The sequence below is a fragment of the Lacunisphaera limnophila genome, assembly GCF_001746835.1.
GTDB classification, from domain to species: domain Bacteria; phylum Verrucomicrobiota; class Verrucomicrobiia; order Opitutales; family Opitutaceae; genus Lacunisphaera; species Lacunisphaera limnophila.
Genome location: NZ_CP016094.1, coordinates 2,259,887 through 2,277,202, shown reverse-complemented (window position 1 = coordinate 2,277,202; position 17,316 = coordinate 2,259,887). Strand labels below are relative to the sequence as shown.

The window sequence follows — 17,316 nt, the reverse complement described above, 5'->3', positions numbered from 1 at the left end:
AGTCAGCCGGCCCCCCGCTCGTCCCGCACGCGGAGCATGAGCCCGGCGGCGATGATCATGGAGACGCCGCCGAGCAGGAGCGCGTTCACGGCGTGGCCGTCGAACACGGTGCGGACCAGCAGGCCCAGCAGGGCGGCGGCGATGATCTGGGGGATGACGATGAAGAAATTGAACATGCCCATGTAGACGCCCATCTTCCGGTAGGGCACCACGCTGCTCAGGATCGCGTAGGGCATCGTGAGCAGGCTTGCCCAGGCGAGGCCGAAGGCGGTCATCGAGGCGATGAGCCACAGGGGATCCCGCACGAAATACATGGAGCCCAGGCCCAGCCCGCCGACCACGAGACAGACGACGTGGGTCAGCACGCGGCTGGTGCGCCGCGCCAGCACGGGCAGCGCAAACGCCGCGAGCGCGGCCACGCCGTTCCAGACCGCCATCAGCACGCCCACCCAGTTGGCGCCCTGGTTGTAGGCGTCGCTGCGCGGATCGGTGCTGCCGAAGTGGTGGCTCGTGACGGCGGTGGTGGCGTAGATGAAGAACGCAAACAGCGCGAACCACGTGAACATCTGGGCCAGCGACAGCTGCTTCATCGGGCCGGGCATGTTGTTCAGGTCGTGCATGAGTTCCACCAGCCCGCGCTTGCGGCCGGCGTTGTAGCGCCAGGCGGCGACGATCTGCAGCAGGCCGTAGCCGCTCAGGCCGAAGGAGAGAATGTAGAGGCCCTTGTCCCAGGCGAACTGGTGCACGACCAGGCTGCCTACCAGGCCGGCGAGCACGAAGCCCGTGCCGAGGCCGTAATAGCGGCCGGGGTTGAGCGTGAACGCCGGCTCGCCCTCGGGCTCCGCGCTCTCCGCCTCGCCGTGGAAGGCACGCTGCTGCTCCGGCGAGTATTCCTTCGTCCGGATGATGGTCCACAGCACGGCGCCGAGGTAAACGATGCCGCCGAGATAGAACGACCACTTGACCGAGTCGGGCACCTGCCCGGCCGGCGCGGTGTTGGCCACGTTGAACACGTTGGTCAGGAGCCACGGCAGGAGCGACCCGATGACCGAGCTGGCGCCTATGAAGAAGGTCTGGACCGCGAAGCCGGTCGTGCGCTGATCGTCGGGCAGCATGTCGCCGACGAAGGCGCGCATCGGCTCCATTGTCAGGTTGATCGCCGCGTCCATGATCCAGAGCATGCCGGCCGCGAACCACAGCGCGGGGGAATTGGGCATCACCAGCAGCGCGAGCGAGGCGCTGATGGCACCGATGAGGAAGTAGGGTTTGCGCCGGCCGAGCCGGTTCCAGGTCTTGTCGCTCAGGTAGCCCACGATGGGCTGGACCACGAGGCCGGTGACGGGGCCCGCGATCCACAGGATCGGGATCGCGTCCACGCTCGCGCCGAGCGTCTCGAAGATGCGGCTCACGTTCGCGTTCTGGAGCGCGAAGCCGAACTGGATGCCGACATAGCCGAAGCTCATGTTCCAGAGCTGCCAGAAATTCAGGCGGGGTTTTTGCAGGGATGTCATCGGGGGGGTATTTGGGGCGATCACGCGGCGGCGCCTTTGAGGCGGATGCGCCGGTTGATCTCCTCCATACTGACCTCCGCGAGGTCGTGGACAACCATGTCCGCACCGTTTTCGCGCAATTCTTCCGCGTTGCCCTCGCGCGCGATCCCCACGACCAGGCCGAAGCCACCCGCGGCGCCGGCCTGCACGCCGGAAACCGCATCCTCCACCACGACGGCGCGGGCGCAGGGCACACCGAGGTTGGCGCTGGCGGTCGTGAAAATATCCGGGGCGGGCTTGCCCTTCAGGCCGAGCCGCTCCGAGACGAGCCCGTCGACAATCGTGCCGAAAAACGCGGCGGCCGGCGTCCGCCCCAGGATGAGGGCGGAGTTCCGGCTCGAGGTGGCGAGGCCAACCTGCAGGCCCCGGCCGAGCAGGGCGCGGATCAGCCGCAGGGAGGAATCATAGACCCGCACGCCGTCATTCCCGATGATTTCGTTGAACAGGACATTCTTCCGGTTGCCCAGCCCGCAGACGGTCTCGGCGCCGGCCGGGTCCGCCGGGTGGCCCCAGGGCAGCGCAATGCCGCGCGCGGCGAGGAACGCCGCCACGCCCTGGTAGCGGGGTTTGCCGTCGACGTAGGTGCGGTAGTCGCGCTCGTGGGAGAATGCCCGGAAGGGCGTCCCGTGCTGCTGCGCGCGCCGGGCGAGATGCTCATCAAACATGTGTTTCCACGCCCGCGAGTGCACCGACGCCGTGTCCGTGATGACGCCATCCATGTCGAAGATGACGGCGTCGAAGGCCCACCCCGCTGGCGCAGCGGCAGTCTCGGACGAGCGAACAGAGGAGGGAGAATTCACGAGAAGGGTCATGTCGGACGTTGAAGTAAATTCCGCGGCCTCGGAGTGGGCGGTAAGCTTGCTTACGCCACGAACGCCTTGGCGTTCGTGTGGCGCCAGCAAGCCGGCCGCCCACCCCGGCCGGAATCCGACCGGGCCGCGCCCCGCGGTCCTAAGCGCGGACCGCGGGGCGGGATCAGAATTCGAACGTGTTGCTGAGGCTGAACGACTGGCCCGAGACGATGCGGTAGGCTGCCACCGTGCCGTTGGGCTGGTAGGTGATCGGGATGAGGCCCTTGTTCTGGAAGGCATCCCGGACGTTGAGCTGGATGCGCCAGTTCAATTTCTCGGACAGCCGGCGAGTGTAGCCCACCCACAGGTCGATGTTGGTCTCGACGGGGCCGCGGTAGGGCTTCGCGAAGTCATACTCGACCGTGGTCGGGTCGTTCGGGTTGCCCATCGGCGGGTAGCCTAGGATGACGCTGCTCTGGTAGCGCAGGCCGCCACCGACGTTGAGGCCCTTAAGGAGGCCTTCGGTGAACTCGTAGTTCGAGATCAGGTTGACGCGCCACTCGCGCATCTCGGGCACTGTGGTGTTCTCGACGAGCTGGGCCAGGCGCCACTCGCTGCCCGGCGCGCCGACGAGACCCTCGCCGTCGAACCAGTTCTTGCCGGCGGTGACGACGTCCTGCGTGCCCCAGTAGTGGTGGAGGCGACGGACGCCCTCGGGGGCGACCAGCGACGCGGCGACGAGGTCCATGAACTCACGCATGTTCTCGTTGCCGATGTTGGTGCGGCGGGCGTCGGTCTTGCTGGCGTTGAGGAGGAGACGCCAGTTCTGGGTCGGTTGGGCGCTCAGCTCGATTTCCCAACCCTTGGAGACGTTGTCCTCCGTGACGGCGAAGCCGGTCGGCACGCTATAGGTCACCTCGCTGGTGGACGGACCGAAGTTGCCGAAGGTATTGATGCGCCAAGCCGTCCAGAAACGCGGATCGACGGCGCGCTGGAATGTGCGCACGGCGTCGAGCACCCGGCCTTCGAGGGGCGGCGACACGATCCAGCTCCCGTCAGGCGAGAGAATCTCACCCGGCTGCAGCGGACGGTTGGCAAACAGGTGGAAGTTGTAGCGCATCGGCTCCCAGATTCCGGCGGCGCCGTCGAAGACGTCGGTGGCGTTGGCGGTCTGGCCCGGCGCGGTGGCGTCGTAGCCCCAGGGGCGGATGTTATACTGGAAGACGTTGGCGAAGTTCTGCGTAAGCTGCATCCAATTGCCGATGGAGGCGGCGTTGATCTGCGTGCTGTTCGCGTTGGAGTTGCTCGTCTCGTAGCGGTTCACGCGGAGCGCGTAGCGGCCGTCCTTGGTCTCGACGCGGATGCCCTGGTCGATGGTCTTGCCGGCAGGGGCCGCGAGCGGCTCGCCGTAGATGTCGACGCGACTGGCGTCGGGCTTGAAGTTGGTCGAGCGGTTGTAATACACGCTCACATTCACCGGCAGCTTCTCGGTCACCCCGCGCAGGAACGGCAGGTCGGTGAGGTGCGCCACGAGGCTGTAGGACCGGGACTGCACCTCGACGCGCTGGCCGACGGTCGGCAGCTTGTAGTAAGTGGGGCTGAGATTCACCGCGCCCCGGTCCTGGCTCACCGGGAAATCGTTGGGCGACATGTCAAACGCCCAGGACTCGGCGATATCCTTGCGCCAGCCGATGGTGCTCACGAGGGCGTTGTCCAGCCACTTGCCTTGCCAGACGAAGGCCTGCGACTCGGTCTGCGCCTTGTCGAGCGCGGCATGCGTGGTCAGGCGGTCGCGGTTCGCGGCCGAGGCCTCGGCATCCACGATGTTAAGCTGGGTGGTGGTCCAACCGACGTAGTTCGCCGGGTTCTCCGCCTGGGTCGAGTTGCGGTTGGGATCACCGGGCAGATAGAAGCCGTTCTGCCACGCCGCCCCGGGGCTGACGCTGGAGTTCCAGGTGGGATTGAAGTAGCGGACCGAACCGCTGGTGATGGTGGTGCTGCCGCTGATTGACGGCAGGTTCGCGCCCGAGAGGGAGCGGCCAAGGAGCGAATCGCCGAGGTAAATGACCTGGGCCGGAACCAGGGCACCGTTGAAACGCTGGTCCGGGCGGCCTGAGAGGTTGTAGTAGGCATTATCGAAGATGCCGTAACGCTGCCAGGAGCGGGAGTCGCTCTTGGCGGTCTCGCGGCCGGCGAGGGCCGTGAGGGTGTGGAGGCCGAGGACGCGGCGGAACCAGCCGTTGTCCTTGTCCTTGAAGTCGTGCTGCACGAAGGCGGTGGCGCGCAGGGCCTCGCGATCCGTGTCGAGGGAGCGGTTGCCCCAGGCGTTATTGGACGAGACGAAGGCGCGGCCGACGTTCGGGTTCTTGGTGCCGTTCGAGAACGGCTCGCCGCCAACCGCGAGGCCGGCGTCGGGTGAGCCATCGCCATAGACCGCCATCGGATCGACCTGCAGGCGCACATCGCCCGGAAGCACGGCCTTCTGGCCGTTCTCATAGCCCTCGCGGGAGTAGTCCAGCGAGATGCCGGCCCGGTTGTGAAAGTAGGTCTGCGAGGCACTCAGGTTGAGGACGTTGAAATCCTGCCATTCCCGTTTGGAATCACCATCGATGAGGCGGTTGTAGAAATCGAAGACCGAGGCGTCGGTCAGCAGGTTGTTCTTCCACAGACCCGCCTTGGAGTAGGCCTCGCCGTTGTTGATCGCCGACTGGGCGGTGCCCTGGAGGGAGACCCAGCCGTTGTCGGGCAGGGCCGCGATGCCGCCATCGACGCTGCCATCCGAGCCGAGGCCGCCGCTCACGAAGGCGCCGATGACGTCGGTCACCATCATGCTTTGGTTGCCGCCGGACATGAACACCGTCGGGCCGGCGCGGCCGGACGGGAAGCCGAATGTGCCGATGTTGTGCTGATAGGCGGGATTGCGTGCGCCGGTGGAGGCGAGGTTCACGCGGAACTGGCCGTGGTTGGGCCGGCCGGAAAGGTGGTCGAAGGCCGCATACTGGTTGTAGGTCGCCTGGTTCAGGTTGGTGAACCACGGCGTGATGGCATCGGACGGCGGCAGCATGCGCGGGTTATTGCTGTCAATCGTGCCGGCCTCGAAGTTGGCCTTGAGCGATGTGAGCAGGCCGTCGCGGTTGAGGGACTTCGGCTCGTAGCGCAGGGCGGCATACAGGCGGCGGTCATCGGAGAACGCGGGCTTCTGCCGGTATTTCTCATCCTCGGCCAGCACCGCGACGCGGAGGGCGAGCTCGCGGGGCAGGAGCACCCGGTTGATATCGAGCGTGCCGCGCGTGCTGCCGTAGTTGTCGACGCGGACCTCGGCAGTCCCGAAATTGCGGAACTGGGCGGTCTTCAGGCCGGTGTTGATGATGCCGGCCGGGCTGCCCTGGCCGAACAGGATGGAGTTGGCGCCGCGCTGCAGGTCCACGCGGTCAACGTTGTAGGAATCCCACGGCACGTCGGAGCGGAAGAAGTCGCGGGTGTTGTCCGCCGCCGCGAGGCCGCGCACGCGGGTGTTGTCGTTCGGGCGGACGGTGTCCTCGTTGAGCTGGGCGGCGTCGCCGGCGCCTGCGAAGTTGCCGCGCAGGCCGCCGACCTCGGTGCCGGTGGTGTATTGCAGCAGGGAGGCGTTGTCGGTGGCGCCGACGTCCTGGAGAAACTCCTTGGTGACGACGGTGACTGCGCTGCCGATGTCCCGCAACTCGGTGTTGAGGCGGTTGCCCGCCAGCGTGGTGGCGGCGGTGTAGCCCTCGTTCTCGCCACCGGAGGTGACTTCAAACGGGGTGAGGACGAGAATCTCTTCCTCCTCCTTGGCGGGTGCGGCGTCCGCGGCCGCGGTCTGCCCGTGGACGGACGAGGCCGCGAAAGCCGCGGCGAACAGGAAGGAGGGAAGCAAGCGGCGCGACGAACCCTGGCGGGTTCGCGGCAGCGCGATGGGGTGACCGGCGACGGTCCGGAGCGATTCAATCGGATTCATGGGGAGGGGAGACGCAGACGCTTGGCTGCACGTTAGGGGTTTCAGAAGGGGCCAACGGGGCGAGTGATAGCGCCCGGGGCCCGCGGCGCTACCTCCGGCCTCTGCAAACGTTGCGAAGACCGCACCCGGAACCAAGCCCGCACCGGTTTTTTTGCGCGGCGCCGGCGGGGCGGACCCCGGCAATCAGCTTCGGATTGCCAAATCGGTTTGCGCCATCCAGCGTCCGTTGCAACTCCTCCCATGTCCGAAGCCGCCCCCTCCGTCCTGCCGACCCCGGTCTCCAAGCGCCCGAAAGTCCTGGTGGTCGATGACGAGCTCGGACCGCGCGAGAGCATCAGCTACCTCCTGCAGGACGAGTTTGATGTCGTGGCCGTCGACCGCGTGGACCACGGCCTCACCCAGCTCGGCGCCGCCTCGTTCGCCTGCGTGATCATGGACATCCGCATGCCCCAGAAGAACGGCATCCAGGGCCTCGAGGCCATGCGCAAGATCGATCCCGAGGTCTCCATCATCATGATGACGGGCTACGGCGCCCTCGCCACCGCCCAGGCCGCCATCAGCCTCGGCGCCAACGAATATCTCAAGAAGCCCTTCGACGTGGACGTGCTCCAGCAGTCCGTGCGTCGCCACGTCGCCGAGGGCATCGAGCGCAAGAAGCGCGCCGGCATGCTCCGCCAGCTCGAGGGCATGTACGAGTCGGTGAAGACCGAGCAGAAGAAACAGCAGATGAACACCGGCTTCAACCAGGCCGCCGCGGAGATGGTCCACGACATCTGCAACCCCCTCGTCGTCGCCATCGGCTACACCAACATGCTGCTCGACGAAGTCCGCCAGCTGCCGCCGGGCGGCCCCGCCATCGGCCGCATCGTGCATTACGCCGAGACCCTCGAGAAGTGCTCTTCCTTCTGCCTCCACCTCGCCGAGTCCTGGCGGCAGACCACCCGCCACGCCGGCGAGGTCGATGTCGTGGACCTGTTCGCCACCGCCACGGACACCAAGGGCGTGCTCTTCTTCGGCACCAACCGCGTCGAGGTCAGCGGCACCCCGGAGACCAACATCAACGGCATCCGCTTCGAGATCGTCCGCCTGCTGCAGAACCTCGTGAAGAACGCCCTCGAGGCCGGCGCCTCCCAGGTCAACGTCGCCGTGACGCGGGCCGACGGCCGCGTCGTCCTCACCATCGCCGACAACGGCACCGGCCTCCCCCCCGAGATCATGGAGAGCATCCTCAAGAAGCCGGTCGAGTCCACCAAGGCGCACGGCACCGGCCTCGGCATGACCATCTGCCGACACATTGTCGCCGCCCACCGCGGCGAGATCCGCGTCGCCGCCCGCCCCGGCGGCGGCACCGTCTTCACCCTGACCTTCCCCCCCGCGGCCACCTGAGCGCCCCCAGCTCAGCCCGTGAGCTTGCCCAGCTCCGTCCGCAGCCACGCCGCCACCGCCGCATCGTCCGGTCGGGCGAACCCGCGGGTCGTGGCCACACTCTGGGAGACTTCCTCGAAAAGCGTGATCGCGGCAAGCAAGGCGCGCGCCAGCGTGCGCGCATCCGCCCCGGTCTCGAACGCCGTCTGCGCCTGCCGCCGCGCGTCCAGCCACTGCTCGGCCTTGCGCGCCTCCGGCCGCGCCACGCGGCCCGCCAGCCGCGCCTCTTCCGCCAGCAGCGCGTAGACGTGCTCGGTTACCAAGCCGTGCAACCAGTGCATGGCGGACCGCGGTTCGGGCCGGGCGATTTTTTTGCAGACCCAGACGGATTTCTGCCAGAAGGCCCCGACGTGGCCGGCAAACTCCTCCCGCGTGAACCCCGGATCAGTCCAAGGCTGCTGCAGCGCCGCGAACCGCCGCTCCCACGCCGGCGACCCCACCAACAGCCGGTGGCCGGTGCCCAGCATGAAGGCGCGTGTCTCCCGGATGCCGCGCCGCAACCGGCCGGGCATCAGGTCCGCCTTGTCCGGAAAACGCATGGCCCAATAAACCAGTTTCATCTGCCACGCGGCCAGCGGGACAAAATCCGCCTCCCAGCCCTGCTCGAACACGGCGCTGACCTTGATCACCCCACGCGGCGTGCGGGCGGCATGCGCGCACCAGCATGGCGCAATCTCGCCCAGCCAGCGCGTGTGCGCAAACCGCGCCGGCGCGGTGGTGATGAGATGAAAATCCCAATCCGAATAGCCATCCGCCGCCCCCGCCACCGCCCGCGAGCCCGCCAGCACCAGCGCCTCCACGTCGGGCTGGCGCCGCGCCCAGGCCACGATGCGATCCTGAAAATCATCAGCGGTCATGCCGCGGGATTGGGACGGGCGGCGCGTCATGGCGCAAATCTCTTTTGCATCGCCGGGCTTGCCGTCGCGGGGGATGTCCGCCTACTTTTCGAGGGTCGCAGCCACGCCGACTCGCACCAACCTGTTCCGCCCGCCCCCGCCTCTCCTTCATCCGCCGTGATCCCGCCTCCCGCGACCGACTCCGTCCATGCGCCGCCGCGTTAAGATCACCGGCATCGGCCCGGTCACCCCCGCGGGCATCGGCCGCGAGGCGTTTTTCCGCGGCATCAACGATCCGGTCAGCCGGGTGCGCTTGCTGAGCCAGCTGGACCAGACGGCGGGGCCCTTCATCGGCGCGGAGATCCTCGACTTTGACCTCAAAAACTACGCGCCCGAACTCGACCCGCGCCGCCTCGCCCGCCATACGCAGTTCGGCCTGGCCGCCGCCATCCTGGCGACCGCCGATGCCGGCCTCACCCCGGCCGAGGCCAACGAGCTGAACCCGGTCGTGGTGACCGGAACCTCCCTGATGGATTTCGACCGGATCAGCCGCGAAATCCACATCGTCCAGAAGAAGGGCCCGCGCTATGCCATGGCGCGAAACCTGTACGAAACCTCCCTGGTCAAGATCCCCGGCACCATCTCCGAGTTTATCGGCCCGGCCGCCCGCATGTTTTCCCTCCAAAGCTCCTGCTGCTCCGGCCTGGACGCCGTGGGGCAGGCCGCCGAACTCGTGGCCACGGGCCAATCCAACCTCGCGATCACCGGCGGCACGGAATGCCCCCTCACCTACCACCCGATGGTCGAGTTCAACGCCGCGGAACTGAGTCCCGTGGGTTTGGAAAACCCCGAAAAAGCCTGCCGGCCCTTTGATCTCTGGCGCTCCACCGGTGTCATCGGCGAAGGCGCCGCCATGCTCATCTTGGAACCGGAGGACAGCCCGCGCCCGGCCTATGCATGGATCACGGGTTACGGGTACGCCAACGACGCCAACGGCCTCGCCGGAGAAGGCATAGGCGAGGCGGCGCGCATCGCGTTGGCGAATGCCGGCCGCCGCCCCGACGAGGTAGACTACATCTGCGCGTGGGGCCCCGGCCACCGGGTGATCGACAACAACGAGGCGACCGCCATGCGCCGGGTTTTCCAGGACAAGCTCCCGGAGATTCCGGTGACGTCGATCAAAGGCATGATTGGCACCGCCCTCGCTGCTTCAGGCCCCATCCAAGCTGCCAGCACCGCGCTCAGCCTCCGCCATAGTCTCCTGCCCCCCACGGTAAATTGGGAAACGCCCGATCCGCACTGCCCCTTGAATCTTTCGTCCCGCCCGCGCTACCTCGGCGCCAATGTGGCCATCGTCAACGCCCACGGCATGGCCGGCAGCAACGCCGTGATCGTCATTGAAAGGCTATGCCCCCGCTGATCCTCACCGCCGCCATCCTGACGCTGGTGATCGGGAGCACCGTCCTCTGGGCGAATCCCCCGCGCAATACGAACAAGGCCTTCTTTGCGTTTTCCCTGATCAACACCGGTTGGCTCTGCTGTGTCTACATGGCCATGCGCGCCGGCCTCCAGGCGGAAGCCGGTGCCGCCATCAGTCCGGTTCCTTGGATCCGCGCGGCCTCCGCCGTGGGCGCGTTTTTCCCAGCCAGCATCTGGCTTATGAAGGAGTCGATTCTGTCCTCCCCCTTTCATGAACGCCGGTTCAGCAAAGGCGTGCTGGGGTGGCTGGTCGTCTGCTGCATATTGGCCATGCTATGTTATGCCGACTCCTTCGTCGTGCAGGCGGCGGAGGCCGAGAATCGCTCCCGGGGTACGGCCTATTTGGTCTATAGCATCACGAGTCTCGCCCTCTATCTTTTGCTCATCTACCAAACCTACCGGCAGTGGCAGGTCCAGACGGGCATCTGCCGCTTGGAAATTCAATTCCTGATCCTTAATGCAGGCGTCGCGGGTCTGGTTGCTGTTCTGGTAACCGCTGCCGGCAACTTATTCGATCTACGGGCCCTATCCCGGAGCACTCCGTTGATCATCCTGGCCTTCTATGGCCTCACCGCCTGGGGCGTTACCATCCACCGCGTGTTCGATGCCCGTCAGGTCTTCCTTTCGATCGGACAGCGCTTCGCTCTGCTTGTCGCGCTCACGGTCAGCACGTATGCCGTGTGGCGCCTGCTGGGCGACTCCCTCCCCGTCACCGCAAGTCTCATGCTGAGCGTCGCTCTCTGCGGCACCTTTGTTTTCTGGCTCGACCACCGCACCCGCGACTGGCTCAGCCTCAGCCCCTGGCAGAACACCGCGGCCGTGCGGCAAACCGCCCTCGACCTCGCCCGCCGCGAACCCGACCCGAACCGCCTCGTCGCGTCGTTCGAGGGCCTCCTCCGCACCTCCTGTCAATCCGACTACGCCGTCCTGCTCTTCGACAGCGGCGAGGTCTTCGTCTCCGGCGACATCGAGTTCGGCAAGGACCGCACCGCCTACACCGCCCTCTGCCAGAAGGGCTGGAGCACGCCCGAGAGCCTCCAGCGCCTGCGCCCGGAGCCCGGCCTCGTGGACCTCCGCCACTTCCTCACCGAGTTCAACCTCGGCGTCATCGTCTCCGCCCCCCGCGGCAGCGCCAACCCCTCCCTCCTCCTCGCCCTCGGCGTGAAGACCAACCAGCGCCCCTTCACCTACCCCGAGGTCCAGCAGGTTCAGGAAATCGCCGAGTTCCTCGACAACATCCTCGCTCGCTCCCGCCTCTCCCTCCAGGCCCGCCAGTCCGAACAGCTCGCCACCATCGGCCTCATCGGTGCCAGCCTCGCCCACGAGATCCGCAACCCGCTCGTCTCGATCAAGACGTTCTCCCACCTCCTGCCATCCCGCTTCGACGACCCCGAGTTCCGCCGCCGCTTCAGCCTCCTCATCCCCGCCGAGGTCGACCGCATCGACAACCTCACCCAGCAACTCCTCGATCTCTCCAACCCCCGCCGCCACCAGCTGGAACGCGTCTCCCTGCATGGCATCATGCAGGAAACCACCGACCTCATGCTCACCCGCGCCACCGAGGCCCGCGTGACCATGGGCTCCGAGCTGAACGCCGCCGCCGACACCATCTGGGCCGACGGCGCCGCCATCCGGCAGGTTTTGATAAATCTTTTAATCAATGCTTTTCAGGCGCTCGAGACCCAGGACGACCCCCGCCGCGTCCTGCTCCGCTCCCGCAATTCCCCCAATGGCAGCGTCATTCTCGAGGTGAGCGACAACGGTCCCGGCATCCCGCCCGAACAACGCTCGCGCCTTTTCCACCCCTTCGTCTCCACCAAGACCAAGGGCATGGGCCTGGGACTTGCTGTGTGCGCAGATATCTTGCACGAGCACCGCGCAACCATCATCGTCCCCGACGTCGGCAAGCCCGGAGCCACTTTCCGCATCACTTTTCCATGCCCGCCACCCTTATCCTGACCACCTCAGATCCCGGCCTCGAGGCCGCATGGAAAAAGCTTCTCGCCCCCCGCGAACCCGCCGTCTTCGCCCGCCCCTCCGACCTCCAGCGCGAACTGCTCCGCCCCGGCGCCCGCGTCTGGGTCTCCGACCTCAACGACCCGCGCGCCCGCCTCAGCACCGGCCACGGCACCCTCGTCATCCTCGTCGGCGAACCCCACAGCCACCCCTTTGAACAGGCCCGGCAGAACCGCGCCGCCCGCCTCTTCCTCAGCTACGAGGAAAGCCGCACCCGCCTCGGTGAATGCGTGAGCCTCCTCGAGGAAATCGCCGACAAGAACTCCCAGCTGCAGTCCGCGCTCGAGCGCACGCGCCGCAGCGAAACCCCCTTCCCGCGCGAGGTCACCGCCCCCGCCGCCGACGCCGTCGAGTCCTGGGAATTCCTCGAGAGCGCCCTCGCCCACCTCGACGACCGGCCCCGCCTGCTCGACGAGTTCCGCCGCGCCGCCCGCTATAATCTCCGCTCCGGCAAGGTCCTTTATTTCTTCCGTCAGTTCGACGGCTTTGTCTCCGACGACGAATCCCACCGCTGCGAGGCCGCCCACCCCCTCGTCCTCTGGCTCGAGGAACACCCCGCCGCCCTCGACCTCAACCAGTGGGCCGGCATCGATGACCCCGCTCTCGACGCCCCCATCCGCCAGCAGATGGTCGGCTGGGGCGCCCGCTTCATCATCCCGCTCCACACCCACGGCCAGCTCCTCGGCTGGATGGCCCTCGGCCCGCGCGCCGACGGCGCGCCCTACCGCGAGACCGACAAGTTCCGCGCCGTGCTGCACGGCCGCCTCCTGGAGCGCTGCCTCGAGCGCTGCGCCTCGCTCGAGGACTACAACCAGTCCCTCACCACGGCCACGCTCCGCGCCAAGTACCTCTCCGGCTCCCGCCTCCTCACCCGCGCCGAGCTCTCCACCACCGAGTTGCCCGTCGAGGTCCGCGCCGTCGCCAGCGAGGCCCTGCACACGCAGAAGACCGTCACCCAGCCCCCCCGTCTCCCCTACCGCTTCCGCATCACCGCCGGCCCCGTCCCCGAGATCGACGGCGTGTGGACCGTTTGGGAGGAATCCGCCCCCGAGATCGAGCGCATCGCCGCCCTCCTCGAGCAGCACCGCCGCGAGCTCTTCCGCAACCTCGGCCTCACCCTCAGCCACGAGCTCTCCAACCCGCTCGTCTCCCTCGTCACCTTCGTCCAGCTCCTCGGCCGCGGCAGCAACCCGCCTATGGGTTCCCCGCCGGCCGGCAACGAGAGCACGCCGGCCATCAGCGGCGTTTCCCTCGCCCGCGACGTCGCCCTCACCTCCGAGATCGCCAAGCTCAAGCTCCTCAACGAACACGCCACACTGCTCAGCGAACTCGCCGCCCCCACCGCCAAGGCCGTCAACCTCAACCTGCTGCTCAGCGAGCTCGCCACCGAGCGCTCCCTCACCACCCGCTTCGTCGAGGAACAACTCGTCCTCCAACTCGACGCCGGCCTCGTCAAGTTCGCCTTCGGCGCCCTGCTCGACGCCATCTCCGCCAACCGCCCCGACGAGGGCCTCTCGCACCTCATCCTCACCCTGCGCGCCGTCGGCACCGGCGCCCAGCGCCAGGCCGTCATCACCATCGAGGGCAAGCGCCTCGAACTCGACGGCACCCTCCCCCTCCCCGCCGCCGGCTCCACCCCCAACCAGGGCCGCCTCTCCGTGTTCCTCGCCCGCGAGATCCTCCGCCTCCACGGCGGCACCCTCCAGGCCGGCCCCGGTCTCAAGGGCACCGACATCCAGATCTCCCTCGGCTCCCTCCGGGCCTGAGCCATCGACCCGGCGGCGGCTTCCTGCTACGCCCCTTTCTCCCTTTGCTGCCGTCGCCAGCGGAGGTAGCCCTTGCCCGTGATGATGGACGCTCCGAGCCACCCGAAGGAATAAAGCACCAGCGGCATCACCACCGGATAGACGTTTAGCACCAGCATTTCGTAGAAACTGTGAATGCTGATTCCGCAAAGCACGGCACATAGAACGAGCAGCCAGCCATAACTCGCCGAGCGCAGCCGCCCGGCGAAAAATAAGCCCAAGCCCAAGGGAATCAGGGCTGCCGCCGCCGAAAATGCCACGATCGTCTCCTCGCCGGTCATGCCTGCACCGTGCCGGGTTGAGGGGGATGAGGCAAGTCCGGCCGATGCTCGACACCTGCGGACCTGCGGCTAACGTGCCGGCTGGATGGATATCCTTTTTATTGTCCTCACCCTCCTCGTCGGCGCCGCCCTCGGCTGGTTCATCGCCCAGTCCCGCGCCGCCGCCACCGCCGAGCGCGCCCGGCTCCTCGAGGCCGACCTCGCCACCACCCGCGCCAGCCTCGCTGAAATCTCAGCCCTCAAATCTCAAATCGAGTCCGCCCTCGCCGGCGAGCGCGCCGCCGCCGCCGAGAAGATCGCCGCCCTCACCGACGCCCACGAGCGCCTCACCACGTCGTTCAAGGCCCTGTCCGCCGACGCCCTGAGCAAGAACACCGACGAGTTCCTCAAGCTCGCCCGCGAGTCCTTCGGCAAGCTCCACCAGCAGTCCGCCGACGAGCTCGGCAAGCGCCAGCAGGCCATCGACTCGCTGGTCAAGCCCCTCAAGGAATCGCTCGAGAAGGTCGACGCCAAGATCGGCGAGATCGAGAAGGCCCGCGCCTCCGCCTACGGCCAGCTCTCCGAGCAGTTGAAATCCCTCGGCACCGCCCAGGTCTCCCTCCAGGCCGAGGCCGCCAAGCTCACCACCGCCCTCCGCTCCACCACCACCGCCGGCACCTGGGGCGAACTCCAGCTCCGCCGCGTCGTCGAGCTCTCCGGCATGTCCAGCTACTGCGACTTCACGGAGCAGCAGTCCACGGGCGGCTTCCGCCCCGACCTTATCGTCCGTCTCCCGGGCGGCCAGCAGATCGTCGTCGACGCCAAGGCCCCCAACGACGCCTACCGCGAGGCCGTGAACGCTTCCGACGACACCGTCCGCACCGCCAAGCTCGCCGAGCACGCCACCAAGGTCCGCAACCACATCGACGCCCTCGGCGCGAAGAACTACTGGGAACAGTTCCAACCCTCCCCCGAGTTCGTCGTCCTCTTCCTCCCCGGCGACCAGTTCCTCTCCGGCGCCCTCCAGGGCGACCCCTCCCTCATCGACCGCGCCATCGCGAAGAAGGTCCTGCTCGCCACCCCCGCCACCCTCATCGCCCTCCTCAAGGCCGCCGCCTACGGCTGGCGCCAGGAGGATATCTCGAAGAACGCCCAGGTCATCGCCGACCTCGGCCGCACGCTCTACGACCGCATCGCCGGCTTCGCCGACAACCTCGACAAGGTCGGCCGCGGCCTCGAGACCGCCAGCAAGGCCTACAACTCCGCCGTCGGCTCCTTCGAGTCCACCGTCCTCCCCGGCGCCCGCAAGTTCAACGAGCTCGGCGCCAAGGGCGCCAAGGAACTCACCGAACCCGCCCCCGTCGAGACCACCCCCCGCGACGTCCTCAAGCGCGCCTAAACCGGTGGAACCCGCGCTCCGCGCCGGTTGGCTTCATCCCAGACTTAATCCTGGAGGGTCCGCGTCCCTGCGGACCGCCTCACTCTCCCGCCTTGGGTGGAACCGCGGCAACCCGCCGTGGTTTTTCTTTTCGTGACTTCTCGTGCCTTTTCGTGGCCAATCTTCCCCATGAACCACTCCCTCGAAGGCATCTGGCAGCCCCTCTACGCCGAACTCGGCGGCGAGGAGGCGCCGAAAATGATGCTCGAAAAAATGGAGATCGAGCTGACGGCCGGACAGTACGCCGTCCGCTTCGGCGGCCACACCGCCGACCGCGGCACCTACACGATCGACGCCGACGGCCACCTCAGCCTGCATGGCGTCGACGGCCCAAACGCCGGCAAGACCATCCCCGGGATTTTCAAATTTGCCGGCGAAGCCCTCTCCATCTGCTACGGCCTCGGCGGCGCCCGCCCCGAGAAATTCCACACCGGCGAAGACCCCGAGCTCTACTTGGTGAACTACACCAGGAAAGTAGCGGGTAGTGAGTAGCGGGTAGCGAGCTTTCCAAGACCAAGCCACCGCTCCTGCCTTTCTACTCGCTCCGCCCTACCCGCTACTCGCTACTCAGTTCGCCCATGCACGTCGCCGGCCTCTTCCTCTACCCCGTGAAATCCCTGCGCGGCTGCGCCGTGCCGGCAGTCGAGCTCGACGCCCTCGGCTTCGTGGGTGACCGCCGCTTCCTCGTCGTCGACCCCACTGGCAAATTCCTCACCCAGCGCACCGTCCCCCGCATGGCGCTGATCACCGCCCGGCTCTCCGCCGGCACGATGACCCTCTCCGCCGACGGAGCCGGCCAGATCGTCGTGCCTACCGCCCCCGACCCGCACGCCCCCGTACGCCTCGTCAGCATCTGGAAAAGCGAGGGCCTCCAGGCCGAGGATTGCGGTCCCGTCGCCGCCGCCTGGCTCAGCACCGCGCTCGGCCAAACCTGCCACCTCGTCCGCATCGGCCCGGCCTTCTCCCGTCCGATCATCAAGGCCACCGCGCGGCCCGGCGACGTCGTCTCCTTCGCCGACGCCTACCCCCTGCTCGCCCTCAGCGAGGGCTCCCTCGCCCACCTCAACGACCGCATCCAGGAAAACCACGGCGAACCCGTCACGATGGACCGCTTCCGCCCCAACCTCGTGATCGACGGCTGCGCCGCCTTCGCAGAGGACACCTGGACCCGCGTGCGCATCGGCGACACTGTCTTGCGCAACGGCGGCCCGTGCGCCCGCTGTATCATGACGACCACCGACCAGCTCACCGGCGAACGCCTGGGCAAGGAACCGCTGAAAACCCTCGCTACCTTCCGGCGCGACGCGACCGATCCCTCCGACGTGAACTTCGGCGTGAACCTGATCCACGAGACCAAGCTCGGCACCATCCGCCTCGGCGACGCCGTCATGCCCCTCTGATCCCATGGAGGCGGGGTGCCCCCACCCCGCAAGCCCCGCCCTCGCCCCTGCCTGCCCCATGGATTTTCTCGATCTCCTCACCCGCCGCGCGGTCCTCCTCCCCCTCGGCGTGTGCCTGATCATCGCCGGCTTCGTCATGCGCGGCATCGCCCGCAGCAGCGCCCGCTCCCAGGCCAACCGCCGGCACCACGAGCTCCTCGACGCCACCCCCGCCGACCCATCCGCCCCCGGCCAACCCGACGCCATCGACCGCCACCTGGAAAAATTCCTCCCCCGCTACGCTAGCGCGACGATCTGGCTGGGCCTGCTGCTGGCGACCACCGGCTTTTTCCGCTGAGCC

General features: G+C 67.5%; 13 protein-coding genes. 8 read left to right on the top strand and 5 right to left on the bottom strand.

Features of this window, described 5'->3' with window-relative positions:
* Positions 1 to 2 precede the first annotated feature (2 nt).
* The 3 genes from Verru16B_RS09490 to Verru16B_RS09480 form a co-directional block, all read right to left on the bottom strand.
* Positions 3 to 1,511 (bottom strand): MFS transporter, encoded by a 1,509-nt coding sequence (locus tag Verru16B_RS09490; protein WP_069962059.1) that lies wholly within the window; start codon positions 1,509 to 1,511, stop codon positions 3 to 5.
* A 20-nt stretch (positions 1,512 to 1,531) separates the two neighbouring features.
* On the bottom strand, positions 1,532 to 2,350 hold the full coding sequence (locus Verru16B_RS09485; protein ID WP_237023380.1) for an HAD family hydrolase: 819 nt from the start codon (positions 2,348 to 2,350) through the stop codon (positions 1,532 to 1,534).
* 175 nt (positions 2,351 to 2,525) lie between these two features.
* Positions 2,526 to 6,317 (bottom strand): TonB-dependent receptor plug domain-containing protein, encoded by a 3,792-nt coding sequence (locus Verru16B_RS09480; RefSeq protein WP_069962057.1) that lies wholly within the window; start codon positions 6,315 to 6,317, stop codon positions 2,526 to 2,528.
* A gap of 240 nt (positions 6,318 to 6,557) precedes the next feature.
* Between Verru16B_RS09480 and Verru16B_RS09475 the strand changes: the two genes are divergently transcribed.
* Entirely contained in the window at positions 6,558 to 7,703 is a 1,146-nt protein-coding gene (locus Verru16B_RS09475) for an ATP-binding response regulator (protein ID WP_069962056.1), read from the top strand.
* An 11-nt stretch (positions 7,704 to 7,714) separates the two neighbouring features.
* Here the strand turns inward: Verru16B_RS09475 and Verru16B_RS09470 are convergent, their stop codons facing one another.
* Positions 7,715 to 8,629, bottom strand: coding sequence for an aminoglycoside 6-adenylyltransferase (locus Verru16B_RS09470; RefSeq protein WP_069962055.1), 915 nt, complete (start codon positions 8,627 to 8,629; stop codon positions 7,715 to 7,717).
* Between the two features lie 157 nt (positions 8,630 to 8,786).
* On the opposite strand from Verru16B_RS09470, the gene Verru16B_RS09465 reads away from it, so the two are divergent.
* The 3 genes from Verru16B_RS09465 to Verru16B_RS09455 are packed head-to-tail and all read left to right on the top strand — an operon-like array spanning position 8,787 to position 13,839.
* Positions 8,787 to 9,998, top strand: a complete 1,212-nt coding sequence (locus tag Verru16B_RS09465) for a beta-ketoacyl-[acyl-carrier-protein] synthase family protein (protein ID WP_069962054.1) — start codon at positions 8,787 to 8,789, stop codon at positions 9,996 to 9,998.
* Positions 9,986 to 12,016, top strand: a complete 2,031-nt coding sequence (locus Verru16B_RS09460; protein ID WP_069962053.1) for a sensor histidine kinase — start codon at positions 9,986 to 9,988, stop codon at positions 12,014 to 12,016. Before Verru16B_RS09465 ends, Verru16B_RS09460 begins: the two co-directional genes overlap by 13 nt.
* On the top strand, positions 11,995 to 13,839 hold the full coding sequence (locus Verru16B_RS09455; RefSeq protein WP_069962052.1) for a histidine kinase: 1,845 nt from the start codon (positions 11,995 to 11,997) through the stop codon (positions 13,837 to 13,839). Before Verru16B_RS09460 ends, Verru16B_RS09455 begins: the two co-directional genes overlap by 22 nt.
* Positions 13,840 to 13,865: 26 nt before the next feature.
* Here the strand turns inward: Verru16B_RS09455 and Verru16B_RS09450 are convergent, their stop codons facing one another.
* Entirely contained in the window at positions 13,866 to 14,159 is a 294-nt protein-coding gene (locus tag Verru16B_RS09450; RefSeq protein ID WP_069962051.1) for a hypothetical protein, read from the bottom strand.
* Positions 14,160 to 14,244: 85 nt separating this feature from the next.
* Between Verru16B_RS09450 and Verru16B_RS09445 the strand changes: the two genes are divergently transcribed.
* The 4 genes from Verru16B_RS09445 to Verru16B_RS09430 all read left to right on the top strand — a co-directional run bounded on the left by Verru16B_RS09445 (position 14,245) and on the right by Verru16B_RS09430 (position 17,313).
* On the top strand, positions 14,245 to 15,537 hold the full coding sequence (locus tag Verru16B_RS09445; protein ID WP_069962050.1) for a DNA recombination protein RmuC: 1,293 nt from the start codon (positions 14,245 to 14,247) through the stop codon (positions 15,535 to 15,537).
* 168 nt (positions 15,538 to 15,705) lie between these two features.
* The gene (locus Verru16B_RS09440) at positions 15,706 to 16,068 is read left to right on the top strand and encodes a TIGR03067 domain-containing protein (RefSeq protein ID WP_069962049.1); all 363 of its coding nucleotides are present in this window, start codon (positions 15,706 to 15,708) and stop codon (positions 16,066 to 16,068) included.
* Between the two features lie 86 nt (positions 16,069 to 16,154).
* Positions 16,155 to 16,976 carry an MOSC domain-containing protein gene (locus Verru16B_RS09435; protein WP_069962048.1) on the top strand — a complete coding sequence of 274 codons (822 nt, stop codon included), beginning with the start codon at positions 16,155 to 16,157 and terminating at the stop codon, positions 16,974 to 16,976.
* Between the two features lie 58 nt (positions 16,977 to 17,034).
* Positions 17,035 to 17,313 (top strand): hypothetical protein, encoded by a 279-nt coding sequence (locus tag Verru16B_RS09430; RefSeq protein WP_069962047.1) that lies wholly within the window; start codon positions 17,035 to 17,037, stop codon positions 17,311 to 17,313.
* Positions 17,314 to 17,316: the final 3 nt, after the last annotated feature.

Excerpts from the sequence above, each read along its gene's own strand:
- Verru16B_RS09445 (WP_069962050.1), top strand. The coding sequence starts at position 14,245 with ATGGATATCCTTTTTATTGTCCTCACCCTCCTCGTCGGCGCCGCCCTC.
- Verru16B_RS09480 (WP_069962057.1), bottom strand. The coding sequence starts at position 6,317 with ATGAATCCGATTGAATCGCTCCGGACCGTCGCCGGTCACCCCATCGCG.
- Verru16B_RS09470 (WP_069962055.1), bottom strand. The coding sequence starts at position 8,629 with ATGACGCGCCGCCCGTCCCAATCCCGCGGCATGACCGCTGATGATTTT.
- Verru16B_RS09450 (WP_069962051.1), bottom strand. The coding sequence starts at position 14,159 with ATGACCGGCGAGGAGACGATCGTGGCATTTTCGGCGGCGGCAGCCCTG.
- Verru16B_RS09465 (WP_069962054.1), top strand. The coding sequence starts at position 8,787 with ATGCGCCGCCGCGTTAAGATCACCGGCATCGGCCCGGTCACCCCCGCG.
- Verru16B_RS09490 (WP_069962059.1), bottom strand. The coding sequence starts at position 1,511 with ATGACATCCCTGCAAAAACCCCGCCTGAATTTCTGGCAGCTCTGGAAC.
- Verru16B_RS09430 (WP_069962047.1), top strand. The coding sequence starts at position 17,035 with ATGGATTTTCTCGATCTCCTCACCCGCCGCGCGGTCCTCCTCCCCCTC.
- Verru16B_RS09475 (WP_069962056.1), top strand. The coding sequence starts at position 6,558 with ATGTCCGAAGCCGCCCCCTCCGTCCTGCCGACCCCGGTCTCCAAGCGC.
- Verru16B_RS09440 (WP_069962049.1), top strand. The coding sequence starts at position 15,706 with ATGAACCACTCCCTCGAAGGCATCTGGCAGCCCCTCTACGCCGAACTC.
- Verru16B_RS09455 (WP_069962052.1), top strand. The coding sequence starts at position 11,995 with ATGCCCGCCACCCTTATCCTGACCACCTCAGATCCCGGCCTCGAGGCC.
- Verru16B_RS09460 (WP_069962053.1), top strand. The coding sequence starts at position 9,986 with ATGCCCCCGCTGATCCTCACCGCCGCCATCCTGACGCTGGTGATCGGG.
- Verru16B_RS09435 (WP_069962048.1), top strand. The coding sequence starts at position 16,155 with ATGCACGTCGCCGGCCTCTTCCTCTACCCCGTGAAATCCCTGCGCGGC.